The sequence below is a fragment of the Anaerosphaera multitolerans genome (assembly GCF_004006535.1).
Taxonomy (GTDB): domain Bacteria; phylum Bacillota; class Clostridia; order Tissierellales; family Peptoniphilaceae; genus Anaerosphaera; species Anaerosphaera multitolerans.
This window is the reverse complement of sequence record NZ_RLIH01000005.1, coordinates 96,808-115,775: the sequence shown is the minus strand read 5'-3', so window position 1 is coordinate 115,775 and position 18,968 is coordinate 96,808. Positions and strand designations below refer to the sequence as shown.

22 protein-coding genes and 1 tRNA gene are annotated in these 18,968 nt (G+C 30.0%); 21 read left to right on the top strand and 2 right to left on the bottom strand.

From position 1 onward, the window contains the following. Positions 1-11 precede the first annotated feature (11 nt). From EF514_RS05155 to EF514_RS05145, 3 genes are read left to right on the top strand one after another with little or no spacing between them, the layout of a single operon-like run. Positions 12-1,772, top strand: a complete 1,761-nt coding sequence (locus EF514_RS05155) for an ABC transporter ATP-binding protein (protein ID WP_127724362.1) — start codon at positions 12-14, stop codon at positions 1,770-1,772. Next, positions 1,769-3,580 carry an ABC transporter ATP-binding protein gene (locus EF514_RS05150; RefSeq protein ID WP_127724361.1) on the top strand — a complete coding sequence of 604 codons (1,812 nt, stop codon included), beginning with the start codon at positions 1,769-1,771 and terminating at the stop codon, positions 3,578-3,580. The genes EF514_RS05155 and EF514_RS05150 overlap by 4 nt, the downstream gene beginning before the upstream one ends. Positions 3,581-3,594: 14 nt before the next feature. Next, on the top strand, positions 3,595-4,200 hold the full coding sequence (locus tag EF514_RS05145) for a cytidylate kinase-like family protein (protein WP_127724360.1): 606 nt from the start codon (positions 3,595-3,597) through the stop codon (positions 4,198-4,200). 92 nt (positions 4,201-4,292) lie between these two features. Here EF514_RS05145 and EF514_RS05140 read toward each other — a convergent pair whose 3' ends face one another. Both EF514_RS05140 and EF514_RS05135 read right to left on the bottom strand, forming a co-directional pair. Beyond that, on the bottom strand, positions 4,293-4,829 hold the full coding sequence (locus EF514_RS05140) for an FUSC family protein (protein ID WP_127724359.1): 537 nt from the start codon (positions 4,827-4,829) through the stop codon (positions 4,293-4,295). An 868-nt stretch (positions 4,830-5,697) separates the two neighbouring features. Beyond that, a tRNA-Leu gene (locus EF514_RS05135) sits at positions 5,698-5,783 on the bottom strand. A gap of 228 nt (positions 5,784-6,011) precedes the next feature. Here EF514_RS05135 and rsxC point away from each other — a divergent pair. The 18 genes from rsxC to efp all read left to right on the top strand — a co-directional run bounded on the left by rsxC (position 6,012) and on the right by efp (position 18,962). Continuing rightward, a complete protein-coding gene (rsxC, locus tag EF514_RS05130; protein ID WP_127724358.1) occupies positions 6,012-7,343 on the top strand; it encodes an electron transport complex subunit RsxC in 1,332 nt (443 codons plus the stop codon). Positions 7,344-7,353: 10 nt separating this feature from the next. Then, positions 7,354-8,337: an RnfABCDGE type electron transport complex subunit D gene (locus EF514_RS05125; RefSeq protein WP_127724357.1), complete on the top strand. Its 984-nt coding sequence runs from the start codon at positions 7,354-7,356 to the stop codon at positions 8,335-8,337. Continuing rightward, on the top strand, positions 8,338-8,925 hold the full coding sequence (locus tag EF514_RS05120; protein WP_127724356.1) for an RnfABCDGE type electron transport complex subunit G: 588 nt from the start codon (positions 8,338-8,340) through the stop codon (positions 8,923-8,925). 9 nt (positions 8,926-8,934) lie between these two features. Further along, on the top strand, positions 8,935-9,531 hold the full coding sequence (rsxE, locus tag EF514_RS05115; RefSeq protein WP_127724355.1) for an electron transport complex subunit RsxE: 597 nt from the start codon (positions 8,935-8,937) through the stop codon (positions 9,529-9,531). Between the two features lie 2 nt (positions 9,532-9,533). After that, positions 9,534-10,112 carry an electron transport complex subunit RsxA gene (rsxA, locus tag EF514_RS05110; RefSeq protein ID WP_127724354.1) on the top strand — a complete coding sequence of 193 codons (579 nt, stop codon included), beginning with the start codon at positions 9,534-9,536 and terminating at the stop codon, positions 10,110-10,112. Positions 10,113-10,124: 12 nt separating this feature from the next. Further along, positions 10,125-11,024 (top strand): RnfABCDGE type electron transport complex subunit B, encoded by a 900-nt coding sequence (locus EF514_RS05105; protein ID WP_127724353.1) that lies wholly within the window; start codon positions 10,125-10,127, stop codon positions 11,022-11,024. A gap of 79 nt (positions 11,025-11,103) precedes the next feature. Beyond that, the gene (locus EF514_RS05100; RefSeq protein ID WP_127724352.1) at positions 11,104-11,487 is read left to right on the top strand and encodes a NusG domain II-containing protein; all 384 of its coding nucleotides are present in this window, start codon (positions 11,104-11,106) and stop codon (positions 11,485-11,487) included. Then, on the top strand, positions 11,484-11,996 hold the full coding sequence (locus EF514_RS05095; RefSeq protein ID WP_127724351.1) for a Gx transporter family protein: 513 nt from the start codon (positions 11,484-11,486) through the stop codon (positions 11,994-11,996). Before EF514_RS05100 ends, EF514_RS05095 begins: the two co-directional genes overlap by 4 nt. Further along, positions 11,993-12,601: a Maf family protein gene (locus tag EF514_RS05090; RefSeq protein WP_127724350.1), complete on the top strand. Its 609-nt coding sequence runs from the start codon at positions 11,993-11,995 to the stop codon at positions 12,599-12,601. The genes EF514_RS05095 and EF514_RS05090 overlap by 4 nt, the downstream gene beginning before the upstream one ends. Further along, a complete protein-coding gene (radC, locus tag EF514_RS05085) occupies positions 12,576-13,295 on the top strand; it encodes a RadC family protein (RefSeq protein WP_205666372.1) in 720 nt (239 codons plus the stop codon). Before EF514_RS05090 ends, radC begins: the two co-directional genes overlap by 26 nt. A gap of 7 nt (positions 13,296-13,302) precedes the next feature. Then, a complete protein-coding gene (locus EF514_RS05080) occupies positions 13,303-14,388 on the top strand; it encodes a ribonuclease E/G (RefSeq protein ID WP_127724349.1) in 1,086 nt (361 codons plus the stop codon). A 3-nt stretch (positions 14,389-14,391) separates the two neighbouring features. Continuing rightward, entirely contained in the window at positions 14,392-14,946 is a 555-nt protein-coding gene (locus EF514_RS05075) for an SGNH/GDSL hydrolase family protein (protein ID WP_127724348.1), read from the top strand. Further along, complete coding sequence (locus tag EF514_RS05070) at positions 14,939-16,102, top strand: hypothetical protein (RefSeq protein ID WP_127724347.1); 1,164 nt, start codon at positions 14,939-14,941, stop codon at positions 16,100-16,102. The genes EF514_RS05075 and EF514_RS05070 overlap by 8 nt, the downstream gene beginning before the upstream one ends. Then, a complete protein-coding gene (locus EF514_RS05065) occupies positions 16,099-16,557 on the top strand; it encodes a prepilin-type N-terminal cleavage/methylation domain-containing protein (RefSeq protein ID WP_127724346.1) in 459 nt (152 codons plus the stop codon). The genes EF514_RS05070 and EF514_RS05065 overlap by 4 nt, the downstream gene beginning before the upstream one ends. Further along, complete coding sequence (locus EF514_RS05060) at positions 16,532-16,885, top strand: type II secretion system protein (protein ID WP_127724345.1); 354 nt, start codon at positions 16,532-16,534, stop codon at positions 16,883-16,885. The genes EF514_RS05065 and EF514_RS05060 overlap by 26 nt, the downstream gene beginning before the upstream one ends. Continuing rightward, entirely contained in the window at positions 16,833-17,357 is a 525-nt protein-coding gene (locus EF514_RS05055) for a PilW family protein (RefSeq protein WP_164845548.1), read from the top strand. The genes EF514_RS05060 and EF514_RS05055 overlap by 53 nt, the downstream gene beginning before the upstream one ends. A gap of 19 nt (positions 17,358-17,376) precedes the next feature. After that, complete coding sequence (locus EF514_RS05050; protein ID WP_127724343.1) at positions 17,377-18,336, top strand: hypothetical protein; 960 nt, start codon at positions 17,377-17,379, stop codon at positions 18,334-18,336. A gap of 68 nt (positions 18,337-18,404) precedes the next feature. Further along, the gene (gene efp / locus EF514_RS05045; RefSeq protein WP_127724342.1) at positions 18,405-18,962 is read left to right on the top strand and encodes an elongation factor P; all 558 of its coding nucleotides are present in this window, start codon (positions 18,405-18,407) and stop codon (positions 18,960-18,962) included. Positions 18,963-18,968: the final 6 nt, after the last annotated feature.

The following is an 18,968-nucleotide window of genomic DNA, read 5'->3' as shown; positions in this document are numbered from 1 at the left end:
GGGAGATACCAGTGGTCAAACTTTTAAAATACTTAAAATCAAAGGAACGGAATGAAATATTATTTTGTTTAATTTTTATAGTTATCCAAGTATGGTTAGAATTAAAATTACCGGATTACATGTCTCAAATTACAACGCTAGTTCAAACACCGGGAAGTGAGATGAGTGAAGTAATAAATGCCGGTGTATATATGGTGTTATGTGCCCTTGGTAGTTTAATATCAGCTATATCAGTAGGTTTTTTTGCAGCTAGATTGGCAGCTTCTTTTTCTCAAATTTTAAGAAGTGAGCTTTTTGACAAAGTAAGTTCTTTTTCAATGGGAGAAATAAACCAATTTTCCACATCCAGTTTAATTACAAGATCTACAAATGATGTAACGCAAATTCAAATGTTTGTAACTATGGCGTTGCAACTAGCTGTAAAGGCGCCTTTAATGGCAATTTGGGCAGTTACTAAAATTGCAGGAAAGGGAATTGAATGGTCAATTGCTACTGGGGTTACTGTGGCTATTTTAATGGTTTTAGTTTCTTTAATAATAGCATTGGTAATTCCAAGGTTTAGAAAAATGCAGACCTTAACAGATAATTTAACAAGAATAACCAGAGAAAATCTAACTGGATTAAGAGTGGTAAGAGCTTATAATGCAGAAGATTATCAAAAGAATAAATTTGATGGTGCAAATGATGCTCTTACAGATAACAATTTATTTACTAATAGAGCTATGTCAATTATGATGCCGGTGATAAATATAAGTATGAGTGGATTAAGTTTAGCTATATACTGGATTGGCGCCAGCCTTATAAATGTGGCTCAGTTAAATGAGCGATTGACCTTGTTTTCTAATATGGTTGTATTTTCATCTTATGCGTCTCAAGTAATTATGTCATTTATTATGATGGTGATGATTTTTATAATGTATCCTAGAGCAAATGTATCAGCAAGACGTATAAATGAAGTATTAAATACAAAACCTTCACTGACATATGGAGATAAAGAAGAGGGATTAGATAATTTAAGAGGTGTTGTAACTTTTAAAGATGTATCTTTTAAATATCCTGATGCTGAGGAGTACGTTTTAAAAGATATAAACTTCACTGTAAATGAAGGTGAAACCATTGCTTTTATAGGTTCAACTGGTAGTGGTAAATCCACACTTATCAATTTAGTTCCTAGGTTTTTTGATGCAAGTGAAGGAGAGGTATTAGTAGATGGAATAAATGTTAAAGATTATAAAAAAGAAAGTCTTTTAAATAAGATTGGGTACGTGCCTCAAAGAGCTGTATTATTTAAGGGCACTGTAGGCTCTAATATATCTTTTGGAGATAATGGAAGCGGTGAAGACTATAATGAAAATGACGTAAAAAAAGCAGTTGAGATTGCTCAATCTAAAGATTTTGTAGAGAAGATGGCGGGAAAATATGACGCTTTAATTGCTCAAGGCGGTACAAATGTATCCGGTGGACAAAAACAACGATTATCAATAGCTAGGGCTATTTATAGAAAGCCGGAAATTTATATATTTGATGACTCTTTTTCCGCTTTGGATTATAAAACAGATAGAGTATTGAGAAATAAGTTAAAAAAAGAAACTTCCAATGTAACTAGTATGATAGTGGCACAAAGAATAGGTACTATTATTGATGCAGATCAAATTGTAGTTTTAGACGAAGGAAAAATTGTAGGAAGAGGAAAACATAAAGAACTTTTAAAAACTTGTGAAGTATATAGAGAAATTGCAATGTCACAACTAAGTGAGGAGGAACTGGCATGAGAGGTCAAAGAATGAACGCTCCTATAGAAAAACCCAATAGTTTTAGAAAGACTTGGGGTGAATTAATTAGGTATTGCAGAAGTTATTTACCTGCGATTATATTCACTCTCATTCTTGCTGCTGCAGGCTCTATTTTTCAGATTGTCGGACCAAATAAAATAAAAGATATAACTAATGAAATTGCAAAGGGATTGCCTGCAATAGTTAATGGACAGATGGTAGTAAGTGCAATAGATATGCAATTAATATCTAAAATAGTTAAAACTTTAGTAATATTATATAGCGCCGCTTTAATTTTAAGTATGTTGGAAAATTTTATAATGGCGACAATTACGGCAAAAATTTCTAAAAATTTAAGAAGTGATATTTCTTTGAAAATTGAAAGGTTGCCATTAAAATATTTTGACAAAGTAAGTTATGGTGATGTAATAAGTAGAGTTACAAACGATGTGGATACTATTGGGCAGACTTTAAATATGAGTATAGATACTTTAGTTAGGTCCATTACCATGTTTTTTGGCGCATTGATTATGATGTTTTACAATAATGTAACTATGACATTAACAGCAGTTGGCATCACATTTTTAGGATTCTCTTTAGTTCTTTTAATTATGTCCAGGTCTCAAAGATTTTTCGTTGAACAGCAAAGGGGTTTGGGTAATATGAACGGATATATTGAAGAGATTTATTCAGGACATAATATTGTAAAAGCTTACAATGGTGAAAAAGAAACATCTTTAAAATTCGAGACCATTAATGGAGAATTATATAATAGTGCTTGGAAGTCTCAATTTATCTCTGGACTTATGACGCCGCTAATGAACTTTATAGGTAATTTCAGTTATGTAGCAGTGTGTATAGTTGGGGCAATTTTAGCCATGCAAAATAAGATTTCCTTTGGTGTAATTGTAGCCTTTATGATGTATATAAGATTTTTTACTCAGCCTTTATCTCAAATTACTCAAGCAATGCAAAACTTACAAAGAACAGCAGCAGCAAGTGAAAGGGTTTTTGAATTTTTAAAAGAAGAAGAGATGCCTGTTGAAGAGAATAAAACTAAAAAACTGGAAAATGTTAAAGGCGATGTAGAATTTAAACATGTGAAATTCGGATATGATAAGGATAAAATAATTATCCATGATTTTTCTGCAAAGGTAAAATCAGGTCAAAAGATTGCCGTTGTGGGACCTACTGGAGCAGGGAAAACAACGCTTGTAAATCTGTTAATGAGATTTTATGATTTAGATGGCGGTGAAATCCTAATAGATGGAGTGTCTATTAATGACGTAAAAAGAGAAAATGTTCGTGAACAGTTTTGTATGGTTTTGCAGGACACTTGGATTTTTAAAGGTACTATAAAAGAAAATATAGTATATGCCAAAAAAGGAGTAAAAGATGAGGATGTAATTAGAGCTTGTAAAGCAGTTGGATTACACCATTTTATTAAAACTCTTCCTAAGGGTTATGATACTGTATTAGATGATAAGTCCACATTATCTGCAGGCCAAAAACAACTTGTAACTATTGCACGTGCAATGATTCAAAACGCACCTTTATTGATACTGGATGAAGCTACTAGTTCCATAGATACAAGGACAGAGCGTATAGTTCAAAATGCAATGGATAAGTTAATGGAAAATAGAACGTCCTTTGTAATAGCACATAGATTATCTACAATTAAAAACTCTGATGTTATTTTAGTTTTAAAAGATGGAGATATAATAGAAAGTGGAACTCATGATGAATTACTAAAAGAAAAGGGATTTTATTCTGAGTTGTATAACAGTCAATTTGAACAAGTTTCATAAGAGAAGGTGAGAATATGAGTTTTAATGTAATAGCTATTGAAAGAGAATTTGCCACCGGTGGATTAGAAGTTGGAAAAAAATTGGCGAAAAAGCTGAATATTCCTTGTTATAGCAAAGAAATATTAGAAATTGCAGCTGAGAAAATGAATTTATCTGTAGGGGAGTTAAAAGATATTGAGGAGTCAACAACAGGTAATTTATTATTTAGTTTAAATTTATTTGCTAGTTATACATCGGGCGGAAATATAGGTTTAACAAAGGAGCAGAAATTAGCTTTAGTAGAGGCGGAAGTTGTTAAAGAGCTATCTCTAAATCCATGTGTGATAGTAGGCAGGGGAGCTGCCGGACTACTAGATGAAAAAAATGTATTGAAAGTTTTTATTTTAGCTGATATAGATGTAAGAAGAGAAAGAGCTATAAATATTTATAATGTTGAAGAACCCTTAGTGGACTATACATTGAGAAAATTCGATAAGAGAAGAGCAAATTATTTTAATGCCATTACAGGCGTTGAATGGAGAAATCCTAAGAATTATCATATGATTTTAAATAGTTCTAAATTAGATATAGATTCTATAGCGGATATATTGTTTAAATGTGTAGAAAAAAGTCATATGTAAATTAATAAAACCTATTATAAATATTTAAACACCTTTACTATGTTTAAAACTTAGTAAGGGTGTTTTTTTATAAAAAATAATTGCTTAAATTATTACTGACTTTCTTCTTTAGGTGGGAAGATAAGAAAGTTTATAGCTAGCCCCATTAAAGTACCTAAAACTGTTCCTATGGTTCGATTTAACGCATACATCCAAGCATTATCCAAAGTCGTTAAATATGTAATTGCAAAATAAAAAATTCCTCCGGGAACTATACTTTTTTTAAAATCCAAAAGTGCAACGAAAATTAAGTATGGTATAAGGCCAAGAGAAATTAAAAAAATATCCTCTGTAAAGCTTGCTACTATACCACCGGTTAATCCGGCCACAATAGTCCCTACATTTCGATTTATAACATTAGAAATGGCCTGTGTTTTATTAGGTTCCATACCCACAAGAACACCAATACAAGCGAAGAAAGGTATCATGGGAACCTCAGTAACATTTACCAATTCCATTACATGACGCATAAATAAAGAAGCCAGTATGGTTCCAAAGACAACTTTTACAATATAGATTATAAAGTCTAGATCTATTCTTTTTAGTGCTTTTAACAGTATAGTTTTAAAAGAAGTTGTTAATTGTTTCATTCTATCATCTCCTAACCTATTAAGATTATACCATAAAATGAATTTTGGATTTAAAGTTAAACACACTAATTTAGTACAATGAACTATAAGCGTATACCAAGTTATTAAAATAATATTTTACATTTGTTTTGAGTTATTTAACATATACTTAGTTTTTAAATTATGATTTTTTATATAGAGATGTTTAATAGGATGTAATACTTAGAAATGAATTGTAGATTTGTTGTTGTTAAAACATTATCTGATAAAAGTTTGTAGAAATTTATATATTAATCAATGTATCAAGAGTAACAATGGATATGAAAGTTAAGGTGTTAGAAATGAAAAAGAAGTCCATAAAGGACCACTTTTTCAAACAAAATTCACTAAGGGAGTTAAACATACGTATCTCAAAGTTAAATATATTGCTTTAAGATAAATTATAAATACCCTATATAAATAAGAATTTTTGCAATAAGTAACCAAATTACACTTAAAAGCACGAAAGGATTAAATAATAAGTTTAGTGTAAAAATTAAAAATATAGATAACACATAAGAATATTAAATAATCAAAATTAAGGTTTAGATAATATAATAAATAAAAATATTAATAAAATTGAAGAAATTTTAAAAGTCCAAAAGGATAAGAGAAACACTTATATTTAGATAGTCTTATTTATAAAGTAAATTAAGGAATATTAGAAGTTTTAATATTATAGGGTAATGAAAAGTTTAATTAATCATTGAAAAATTTTTAAGATTCTAAGAAACAATGCTTAATTGTGTAAGCAGTTAAAAATATAAATGCTTAGAGAAACATATATTGTTCAAAAATAAAAAAGTATATTTTTCAATGTATAAAGCCACATAGAAAAATATACTATACTTGGTGCGGAGAGAGGGACTTGAACCCTCACGCAAATAATTGCACATGCCCCTCAAACATGCCTGTCTGCCATTCCAGCACCTCCGCAATATTTATATTATACTATATGAGTTCTTAAATTTCTACAGTAAGTAGGTATGAGAAAATCAAAACTTAAATTCCATAATATGAAAACAGTTACATCCAGTGAAATAGCGGTTTTGAAAGATAATTTATTAAAAAAAACACCTCACAGAATATACATTCTAAAAATTTAATGTTATAATAAATTCATTGAGTTATTTTTAACATACAAATTAATAAGGGGTGAAGTTAATGCGTTCAAGAAATCTCACTTTTTCTGTGGGAGGAATTCACATGGACGAGCACAAGGAATTAACCGAACATTTGCCAATAGAGAAGATGCCGGATCCGAGTATTGTGTACATACCAATGAGTCAACATATTGGTGCTCCATGTATCCCTATTGTAAAAAAGGGAGACACAGTGAAAATAGGACAAAAAATAGGAGATTCAGAAGCCTTTGTCTCTTCTGCAGTACATTCATCTATTTCCGGAACTGTTATAGGTATTGAAAATATGTATACAGCCGATGGTAGGTTTTGTGAATGTGTGGCAATAGAGAATGATGGAAAGGATGAAAACGTTGAACCGAGTCCGTTGAAAAATTATAAAGATGCTTCAATGGATGAAATTATTTCTTTCGTAAAAGAAAAAGGTATAGTGGGAATGGGAGGAGCAGGATTTCCCTTACAGGCTAAATTGAGAAATGAAAGTCCTGTTTTGGACGAATGCATCATAAATGGTGCTGAATGTGAACCTTTTCTTACTTGTGACCATAGAATTATGGTAGAAAAGACTGAAGAAATATTAAAAGGTTTAGAAATTTTTTCTACTTTTTATAATGAAAAAGTATCATATATGGCTATTGAAGAAAACAAGCCTGATGCTATAGAAATTATGGAAAAGAAAATAAGTGAACATCCTGAATGGAGTCACTTAAAAGTAGTGGGTTGTAAAACTAAGTATCCGCAAGGAGATTCTAAAAGACTTTCTGAAGCTGTAGTAAATAGGATTGTTCCTCCAAATGGAGTAACTAATAATGTGGGAGTATTTTTAACTAATGTGGGAACAACCTTGGCATTTTATGAGGCTGTTATTGAAGGAAGAGCGTCATATGAAAGGGTTATTACGGTTAGTGGTAGCGGAATAAATAAACCTAAAAATATATTAGTAAAGATTGGAACACCTGTAAAAGATATAATAGACTTTTGTGGTGGTTTTAAAGATGATTTTGTAGAAATTGTATGTGGTGGACCTATGACTGGAAAATCTGTTTTTGATTTAAATAGTCCAATAACAAAGACAACTTCAGGAATTCTTGTTTTTTCCAATAAGGAAGTACAACAAGAAAAAGAATCACCTTGTATAAAATGTTCAAGGTGTATTGACCACTGTCCAGCAAATATAAATCCTACAGAAATTAACGCAGCGATTTTAAAGGATGAAATTGAAATTTGTAATGAATTACGGGCTGATCAGTGCATGGAATGTGGTATTTGCTCTTTTGTGTGTCCTGCAAAAAGAAACTTATCACAATCTATAAAACTGGCAAAACGTGAAATTAAAATTAGGATTAATAGTTAGGGGGAACGAAATGGATAATAAAACCGGAATCAAAGATTCTAATTCTTTAAAAGGTAATGAGTTTTATGTATCTCTCGCACCTCATATTAGATCTAATGATTCAGTACAAAAAATAATGTTAGATGTTATTATTGCTTTGACACCTGCATTAATTGGGAGTATTTATTTTTTTGGAATGAATGCAGCAATGTTAATAGCAATATGTATAATTTCCTGTGTGGGAACGGAATATGTTTTTCAAAAGTTAATGCATAAGGAAATACAAATTTGGGACTTATCTGCAGTTGTAACTGGAATTTTAATTGCTTTTAACTTACCTGCAACTACACCTTGGTGGATGGCTGCTTTTGGCTCTATTTTTGCAATATTAATTGTAAAAGAATGTTTTGGTGGAATAGGATGTAACTTTATGAATCCGGCCATAGCTGCTCGTATTGTTTTAATGGCTTCATGGGCTAAATTAATGACTGATTATACAGGACCAAAAACAATGGCTTTAGTTGACGGAGTAAGTTCAGCAACGCCGTTACAATTAATTAAAGAAGGTTCTTATACAAGTCTACCCTTACTTAAAGATATGGCCATTGGTAATATTTCCGGGGTAATAGGTGAGACATCGGCAATTTTACTAGCTATTGGTGGCATTTACTTAATAGTTAGGGGTGTTATCAACTTTAGAATACCTGTTATTTATATTCTTACAACAGCTGTATTTTTATTAATATTAGGAATACCAATGGATATTATTCCTTATGAAATCTTAGGTGGAGGACTTTTCTTAGGTGCATTTTTTATGGCAACAGATTATACAACTACACCTATGAATAATAGAGGAAAGATTATATTTGCTCTTGGATGTGGTATTATAACAGCTATTATAAGAGTTAAGGGCTCTTTGCCTGAAGGTGTTTCTTATTCTATAGCGTTAATGAACGTTGCAACACCTTTGATAGATAAGTTAACAAGAACTAAGGTGTATGGGGAGGCGAAATAGATGAAAGAACCTGTAAAATTTGGAATTATTTTATTAGTTTTCTGTGCGTTCTCCGCTGGTCTTTTAGCTTTTGTAAATAATTTTACTGCACCGAAAATAGCAGAAGCCGAATTACAAAGTACTCTTAATTCCTATGAGGTAATTTTTGGAGATGAAGCTAATAGTTTTGAAGAGTATGACAGTGCTAAACTTGCAACTATTCAAGAAGCACATCCTGAGATTAAAAGTATTTTTGTAGCTTTAAATAATGGCAATAAAGTAGGATACGGAATTAACGTTTCTATAAACGGATTCGGTGGTGCTATGACTAATGCCATAGGTATTTCCCTTGACGGAGATATTATAGCGGGATTTAGAAATATTTCAAATGCTGAGACGAAAGGCTTTGGTACGTTAATAGAGGAAGAAGATTATTATTCTTCTTATACCGGTAAAAGTGCTTCCGGTGAGTTAAAAATGAGTAAGGAGCCTGCAGCTGATGATGAAGTTCTATTAATTAGTGGAGCTACAGTTACCTCAAAGGCTGTACTTGGCGGAGACAATATAGTAATAAAAGTTTACAATGACTTTTTAAAAAATGATAAGTAGGGGGTTAACATGAATTTAAAAAAAGTTTTTATTAACGGAATGATAAAAAACAACCCCATATTTATGCAGTTAATAGGGTTGTGTTCAGTACTTGCCATTACAAATACTCTGCAAAATTCAATTGCAATGGGAATAGCAGTAACTTTTGTTTTAATAATGAGTAACGGTGTAGTTTCTTTACTGAGAAATGTAATACCTGATAAAATCAGAATACCTTGTTTTATAGTTGTAATTGCAACTTTTGTAACTTTGGTTGAAATGATACTTCATGCTTATTCGCCTGGTATCTACAGTGCTTTGGGTATATTCTTACCTCTAATAGTTGTAAACTGTTGTATTTTAGGGGAGGCGGAAGGTTTTGCCTATAAAAATAAATTTATTCCTTCCATTGTTGACGGTTTGGGAACTGGATGCGGTTATACTTTAGCTGTCGTTTCCATGGGTTTAATAAGAGAATTTTTAGGTTATGGTACACTTTTAGATTTTCAAATTCTTCCTGAGTCTTACCCTGGCATTGGATTAATGGGTGCACCGGCAGGAGCTTTTATATTACTTGGCTTTTTAATTGCCGGTTTTAAAAGATTACTTTCAAGTAGGGGTGAATAATTATGATGAGTAATATAATAACAATACTTATATCGACTATATTGGTTAACAACTATATCTTTGCTCAGTTTTTGGGAATTTGTCCTTTTTTAGGAGTGTCATCAAAAACCGAAACAGCTCTTGGTATGGGAGTGGCAGTAACTTTTGTTGTTGTAATAGCTTCGGCTATCACTTGGTGTCTACAGGTATTTATTCTAAATAAATTTGGACTTGAATATTTACAGACAATAGTATTTATTCTAGTAATTGCTTCCTTGGTGCAATTTGTTGAGATGGTTATTAAAAAAACATCTCCTGCTCTTTATACGGCAATGGGAGTTTATTTACCTTTAATTACTACTAACTGTGTTGTATTAGGGGTTACAGTACTTAATGTTCAAAATGGATATAATTTAATTGAAACAATATTCAGTGGACTTGGTGCTTCTTTAGGTTTTACCTTAGCATTGGTTTTAATGAGTACATTGCGTGAAAGACTTGCTCTTGGAAATGTTCCTAAAGCTCTTGAAGGAGTTCCTATAGCTTTAATTAGTGCGGGATTAATGGCTTTGGCATTTTCCGGTTTTTCAGGATTGGTATAGGAGGTAATGAATATGGTAGATATGATTGTACTTCCAATTGGAATTTTAGGAGTAATAGGGGCGATTTTTGGAGTTGTGCTTTCAATAGCTTCACGTGTATTCGCCGTTGAAACTGATGTTAAAGTTGAAATGATTAGAGATGCTCTTCCGGGAGCAAATTGCGGAGCTTGTGGATTTCCCGGTTGTGATGGATTAGCTCAAGCTATAGCTGATGGAGCGGCTCCTGTAACAGCTTGTTCCATTGGAGGTAAAGAAGCTGCAGATAAAATCGCAGATATTATGGGAGTTAATGCCGGAGATGTTGAAAAAGAAGTTGCTTGCGTAATGTGTCAAGGAACTTGTGAAAAAGCAAAAGATAAATATAACTATAATGGTCTTGTAGATTGTAGATTGATATCAGACTTTCAAAAGGGTTCAAAAGCTTGTAACTACGGTTGTTTAGGCGGCGGAACTTGTGTGAGCGTTTGTGAATTTGATGCGATTCATATCATTGATGGCGTAGCAGTAGTTGACAAAGAAAAATGCGTTGCCTGTAAAAAATGTATTGAAATTTGTCCTAAACATTTAATAGACTTAGTTCCATATAAAAGTAAGACAGTGGTTAAATGTAATTCCAACGATGTTGGAAAAGTAGTCAGAGTAAATTGTTCTGTTGGTTGTATTTCATGTAAAATTTGTGAAAAAAGTTGTCCTAAAGATGCTATTCATGTAGAGAACAATCTGGCAAAAATAGATTATGAAAAATGTATAAACTGTGGCATCTGTGTTTCTAAATGTCCTACAGGAGCTATATTCTCAGAATATCCTGAAAGAGTGGAAAAGATGAAACAAAAGCAAAAAGAAGCTGCAGAAAAGAAAAAACAAGAACTTTTAAAAGCAAAAGCTGAAAAGGATATGGAATCTACTAAATAAAGTAAAAGCACTGATAATTCAGTGCTTTTTAACTTGCATTGCTGGACTGAAAGTTGATATAATTCATTAGAGGTATATTATGAAAAAAGGTGACTACATTGTAACGCTATTAATTATTTTAATAGCTTTTTCTATTTTTTCCTATTCAGCATCAAGATTAAATACTTCTTCGGAAAAATATCTTGTAATAAATATAAATGGAGAAATAGTGGACAAATATAAACTAGACAAAAATTTAAAGGATAAAGAAATAATTGTAAATAGCAAGTTTGGGAAAAATATTTTAGTAATTGAGAATAATCATATCTATATAAAAGATTCAACCTGTAAAGATAAAACCTGTATAAAAATGGGAAAAATCAGTGAAATTGGACAATCTTTAGTATGTCTTCCAAATAGATTAATGGTTTCCATAGAAGTAGATCAGTACTTAGAAGATGAAGTGGATGTGATTTTACAATGAAGACAAAAAAAATGATTTATTTGTCACTTTTAACTTCAGTGGGTATAGTCCTAGGTTTATTTGAAAGTATAATACCTGTTCCGGTTCCTATACCGGGAGCTAAATTGGGGCTTTCAAATATAGTGGTGTTAGTTACTATTATTACTTTTGGATATAGAGAGGGGCTAGTAGTATCTGTTTTAAAATCTATAATTTTAGTTTTAGTAACAGGCTCTTTTTCAGCTTTTATCTTTTCTTTTATTGGAGCTGTTTTAAGTTCTATTTCTATGATTTTAGCAGACAAATATTTAAATAAGTATTTATCCTTAATTGGAGTAAGCTTAATAGGTGCTTTTTTTCATAATTTCGGACAGGTTTTAGTTGCTTCATTTATTTTAAATAACATAATGATTTTTTCTTACTTGCCTGTATTGTTAATACTAGGCCTATTTACAGGTTATTTTGTAGGAATAACCAGTGAGATGGTAGTTACTAATTTAAAGAAAACCATAAAGGAGAATTTAGAATGATAATTCTTGCATCAAATTCACCAAGGAGACAGGAAATTTTAAGCAGGTTTACAGATATTTCAATTGTTAGCTCTGATATTGATGAGAATAATGACTATTATGATAATCCGATTCAATTAGTAATGGCACTGTCTTTTGAAAAGGGTATTGCAGTAGCTTTGGAAAATCCAAGTAATATAGTTATATCTGCTGATACTGTTATTGATTTTAACGGTGAGATTTTGGGAAAGCCTCAGAATAGAGAAGATGCAAAAAATATGTTGCAGCGACTTTCTGGAAAAAAACATAAAGTAATCACAGGATACTCCATTTTTAAATTAGAGAAAAATATTAAGTATACGGATTACGTAGTATCTTATGTGTTTTTTAAGGATTTAACTGAAGAAGAGGTTGAGGATTATTTAAATACTGAGGAATTTTGGGGGAAGTCCGGATCGTATGCAATTCAAGGTTATGGAAGTTTGCTAATAGATTCTATGCAAGGTAGTTTTGAAAACATAGTAGGTCTTCCGATTTCTAAAATAGCAGATGATTTAAAAAAATTATTTGGAATTTCTTTATTGAAAGAGGTTTTAAAAAATGAAAAAAGTGGAGATGAATTATAAATTAAAAGATTTGCCCGCTGAAGATAGACCTCAAGAAAAACTTATTAAGTATGGAGCGGATACTTTATCTAATGCAGAGTTAATTGCACTTATTATCAGAACGGGTACAAAGACAAAAACTTCTGTTCAATTATCACAGGAAATTATAAATTCACTACAACGGGAAGGTGTTAAAGAGGAAACAGGCATTTATGCCATAAATGACATAACTATTAAAGACTTAATGAAAATAAAAGGAGTAGGCATAAATAAAGCTTCTATGATATTAGCGGCAGTAACTTTAGGAAAGAGAATAAATAAAATAAGCGTACATAGCAGGAAAAAAGTAAATTGTCCTAAAGATATTGTGGATTACGTTATGAGTGAAATGAGATTTTTAAAGCAAGAAACTTTTAAAATTGCAATATTAAATACAAAAAAAGAAATTGAATCAATAAAGAGCATTTCTACAGGTATAATCAATTCAACATTAGTACACCCTAGAGAAGTTTTTGTCGCAGCTATTAATGAATTAGCCCATACTATAATATTACTACACAACCATCCTTCCGGAGATCCTACACCTTCAAAGGATGATTTAATTCTTACAGACAATATTAAGAAAGCTGGAGAAATTATACAAATTCCCGTTATTGATCACATTATCATTGGAGATAATACTTATTACAGTTTTTTAGAAAACAATTTAATTTGAGGTTTTTATGACAATTTTTTATATAGACGATTTCTTAAAAGTAGCAATTAAATATGAAGATGATATTAAAAGAATTATAGATTTTGATGATTCTAATCTGTATTCGATTTATAGGGGAAGAGTTCATAAGATATCTAAATCTATGAATTGCGCTTTTGTAGATATTGGTCTGGACAAGTATGGTTATCTTGAACTTAATGATTCTATAGGTGATATTAAGGAGACAGACGAAATATTAGTTCAGGTAAAGAAAATTCCGGAGGGAGACAAGGCTGTAAAATTAACTATGGAAATTTCTTTTTCAGGCCAACAAATTGTTTTTTTTCCTCAAAGGAAGTTTTTGAAGTTTTCTAGAAAATTAGAAGAATCTGAAAGAAAATTGCTATTAAAAATTGCCCAAGAGAATAAAATGGAGGGAGTGCTTTTTAGAAGCGGTGCCAAATCTTTTTTAGGTTCTGATCTAGTGGAGGAATATATTAATTTAAAGACTAATGCAGAGGCTGTTTTAAGGGAAATTAATTTAAGACCTACACCTAAGTTACTATATACTAAGGATAAGTTATCGGAGTTTTTAAATGCGAACTATAGAGAAGGAGATAAAGTTATAATAAATAGTCCTAAATTATATTCTCTTTATAGCGAAAAATACAACACAGTTTATAAACAAGGATTTAAAATCTCCTATAATCCGATTTTATTTAATAAGTATAAAAGCTTGTTTCAGAAAAAAATTGAGCTTGAAAACGGTACTAACATAATAATAGAGAGGACAGAGGCTCTATGTGTAATTGACGTTAATTCTGCTAGTTACAAAGGAAACCTTGATTTTGAAGATGGAATACTTCAAGTTAATTTAAGGGCAGCGAAAGAAGTGGCCAAACAAATTATATTAAGAAATATTTCAGGTATTATAGTGGTGGATTTTATAAGTATGAAGAAAGAAGAACATAAAAGGAAACTTTTAAGTGCGTTAAAGACATACTTTAATGAAGATTACTCGCAAACTAAAGTTTTTGGTTTTACTAATTTAGGGCTCGTTGAAATAAGCAGAAAAAACTCGGGAAAAGAATTGAAAAAGAAAATAGGTGATTAAAGTTTGCTTTTAAGTGCAATAGGCGATTCCATAGTCAAGGGATTTGGAGTTGGAGAGGAAAACTCTTTTGTATATTTTAAAAAGAACAATTTAAAAACACTAAACTTAGGAGAAAACGGCGCAACCTCTCAAGAGTGTTTAAGGCAGCTTGCCTATATTGATGGGGATTTAGTATTAATTTATGTGGGAATAAATGATTTTCTATTAAACTATAGTTTGAACAAAACAATTGAAAATATTGTAAAAATTACTGATTGTGTTAAGAAAAAAGGTAAGAAAATAATTTTATGTTCACCGCATAGGATTTCTGGCGATGCTACAGAAGGTTGGTGTAATAGTAGCACTTTTATTTCTGCAAATCATAAACTAAAGAATTTTAATTTAATTTTAAAAGGAATTGCTTTTAAGGATAATTATTATTTTATTGACTACTATAATTTATTAAATAAAGTAGAAAATTATGACAATTTGTTTTTTGATGGCATACATCCTACAAAAGAGACGCATAATTTAATGAGAAAAGAATTAATGAGAGTTATAGGTGATTTTTGTGTATAAAATAAAAAAATTCTCAGATATTAAATTACTTTCAAAAAGAGAAATTAAATTATTCTTAATTCTATTTATTTTAATTGTTGAGTTTGTAATATATGGACTTGTGTATAAGGATAAAATTAACTTAGTATCGGCATATAACATTGAAAATGAAAGTTTAAAAAAGTCTATAAAGTTACAGAATGAAGAGTATAAAAAACATAATAATTTGATTGAAAAAGATAATATAATAAATAATGAAACTACACATATTAACAAATTGCAAAATCCTGAAAATCTTAAAAACTTCACATTACAATTTCCATATATCTTGGAAACAAATACAAAAGACAATACCATATCAAAATATGAGTTTAATTTACCCAAATCTAAAATTAATAAAATAACTGAAATTTCAAAACATCTAATTCCAGATAAAGTACATATAAATTTAGGGGAAGAAGGTTATTATGGAACTATAGAGTTGTTTAAAGAATCCAATGAGCAAAATTCAACTAGTGAAAGTTCGGAGAAGACAAATTTAAATGAGAATATTGAATTGGAAAAATTATATTTTAAAAATAGAATAGAAAAATCTAGCAAAGAGAAAAACTTAAAAGAAGTAAAGAATAATTTAAAAGGGAAGGAGGAAGTAAAGAAGGAAGCCTATAAAAAAGAAAAGGACATAGAAAAGCAAGAAAATATTGGAGTTTTAAATTCCTTTAAAGAAAAATCCGAAAATTTAAATTTAGATTACACAGATAGAGATATAATTTTAGAAAACAAACTCATTAAATACAATATTGATTATGAAGATTTACATTTATTTTGTGATAGTGGAGAGGATGTGACTTTATTTAAACCTGAAAATGAAGATCTGCTTTTTATACATTATAATTTAAATGATAAATTTGAAAATAAAAACATATATTTATATTTTAATGAGGTTAAAGACTTTAAAAAATTGAAATTTACATTATTTTCACCTCAAGAATTAAATGGTGAGTTTGGCATAATGTGTTCTGAAAAAATTCCATATAGCTTAAAAATAGTAGAAGATGAGTTAAATATTTTAGAGTTTGAAAATATTAAAAATCTAAGGGGAATATACTATAAAATACCCGATTACATAGAAGAGAAGGGTGTATTTTCCATAGGTGATTTTTGGGTGGAACTATGAAGAAGGCTTTTACTCTTATAGAAATAATTATTGTAATATCTATACTATTAATTTTACTAAGTATAGGAGTTTTTAGCAGTGCAATGGTAGAGGATTTTAAAATAAGAGAAGATGTTAAATTAATACATAGAGATTTAAAAAATGCAAGGAACTTAGCTATATCTAAAAAAGATAACTCCAAAGTTAAATTTAATAATGAAAATAGCTATACTATTATTTGTGGAGACATTAGTGAAAATAGAGAGTATTCAGAAAAAATCAAAATAAAATTTAAGAGAAAAGATGGAAATATCGAAACAACAAGAACAGTAGAATTTACCAAGAGAGGTGTAAGTGCTTATGGAAGTTCCGGAACTATAGAATTATCAACACCTAAAAAGATATATGAAATTACTATTGAACCAGTAACAGGCAAGGTGAATTTAAAAGATGAAAAAGGGATTTACTCTTATTGAAATTATTTTTACTGTTATGCTTCTAAGTATTTTAGCATCTTATTTGCTGCCTTCAATAAATGGAGTTTTACAAAATCAAAATAATTTGAAAGTAAAACAGGAAATGTACTTGGAGGCAAGAAATCAAATGGAAAATATAACATCTGAAATATATAGTGGAAATTTATACATTGACAGTTATGTCCAAGAAAAATTTTATTCAAAGGTTGAAAGTAAAGAAATTGGAGAAAACCTTAGAGAAATAACTTTACATATTAAAGAAAAGGATGGTAAGGGTGAGGTTATACTTAAAAAAATTTTATCGACTGAGGGGTTTTACGTTAATTGAGTTAATTATAGTTCTTGGAATTTCAGTTTTAATATTTCCTCTGCTCTACTCTTTACTTGGAATGTCTTTAAAAACTCTTAATACTTCTAATCGTAATGATTTAATATTCAATGATACATACTTTACTTTTAATTATATTGCAGATGAAATTAATAGTGCTGACTATATAGTGGAAGATTGTAAACGTAATAGTCTCGGTTTTGCAATTGTAAATTGTAAAAATGAAAAGGGATATAGGTATGTTTATTATGTATTTGATGGTAAGCGCATAGCGAGAAAAGCAGTAAATATAGATCGTAAATTTGATATTAATGTTGATTCAGTAGGAACATTTGGAACTAATACGTTAATTAATAACGTAAAGAATGTAAGCTGTACAATTAAAGAAAATCTTATAAAGCTAAATATAGTAGTTTTTAGCGGGAATTATGAAAGAGAATTTGAAAAGATAATTGCAATAAGAACATTTTAAGTTCATTGGAGATGATCTTTTGAAAGCAAAGGGCTATATTTATATTATATTTCTCATCATCACATCTATTATAATGATTTCTATAAGTTATATCTTTTCCAGTCTTGAAAATGAAATAGATATTTATAGAAATGAAGCAAACTTAATCCAGTCAGAGCTATATGCGGAATCTGTCATAAATATTATCTTATCAGATAGAGAGAAGCTTTATGACTTTTGTAAAAAAATTTATAATAAAAACAATGTAATTGTTACATTAAATGAAAATTTATATAATTTAGAGGAAATCAGTGACTTGGATCTTAGCTTAAAGTTAGACGACAGTTATGAGGAGGACGGATTTCTCCTACAATGTAATTTAGATTATAAAGGTGTTAAAAGTAGTTGTTATGGTAAGGGAACGATAGTAAATTCAATATATAGCAGAGGAGCAAATGTTTTAAATAGTGAGACTATTAATAAAACAGAAATGGAGAAACTGGAAGATGAGTTAGAAAATTTAAAGAGTTACTATAATAATACAATTAATGTAATAGAACTTGATTTTGAAACATATTATATGGAAAAGCAAGATGATAAACTTTATATATATAGTGAAAGCTTTGATGGAAATGGAGAAATAATTAAAAATATTGTATATGAATCTCTAATTGTTAATACGATTTTTATAAATCAAGAAGAAGGAAATATAGTTATAGAAGATGAAATGGAGTTAAATGGTGTATTTAATTTTGATAAAGTATTCTTACATGAGAATTTAAGCGTTAATGGTGCGGTTATAATAAATGGAGACGTTGAATATATTGATGTAAAAAAGCTTTTAAAAGTAAGTGGAATTTTAATAAATTTAAAAGGGATTAATGAAAATAACATAGAAACATTTTATAATTTTGATATTCTTAAAAAACATAGTAATTATATACCTGGATTTTTTGATATAAAAGTTAGAGCAATCCAGAAGAGTAAAGTGAAGATATAACATTTATCTTGATAGCTAAAGTCTATATTGATATAATTATCATTAGAGATATATTTAGGAGGTAAATTATGATTTCAGCAGGTGATTTTAGGAAAGGCTTAAATTTTGAGATGGATGGAGAAGTCTATGAAGTTATAGATTTTCAACATGTTAAGCCTGGTAAAGGAGCTGCTTTCGTTAGAGCAAAAATTAAATCTGTACTTACTGGAGCAACTAAGGACACAACTTTTAATCCAAGTGAAAGATTTGAAAAAGCGGTTATAGAAACTAAGGAAATGCAATATTTATACGGAGATGGAGAACTATTTTACTTTATGGATAATGACACATATGAACAAATTCCTTTGGAAAAATCCATGGTAGAAGATGCTCTTGATTTTATGAGAGAAAATGATACTGCTATTATTAATTTCTATGATGGCAAAGCATTTAAAGTTTCACCTGCAAATTTTGTGGAATTGGAAGTAACAGCAACGGAACCTGGAGTAAAGGGTGATACTTCTTCAGGAGGAACAAAGCCGGCAACTGTAGAAACCGGTTTTACTTTAAACGTTCCACTATTTATAAATATGGGCGATATAATAAGAATTGATACTAGAACAGGCGAGTATATGTCTAGAGCATAGGAGGAT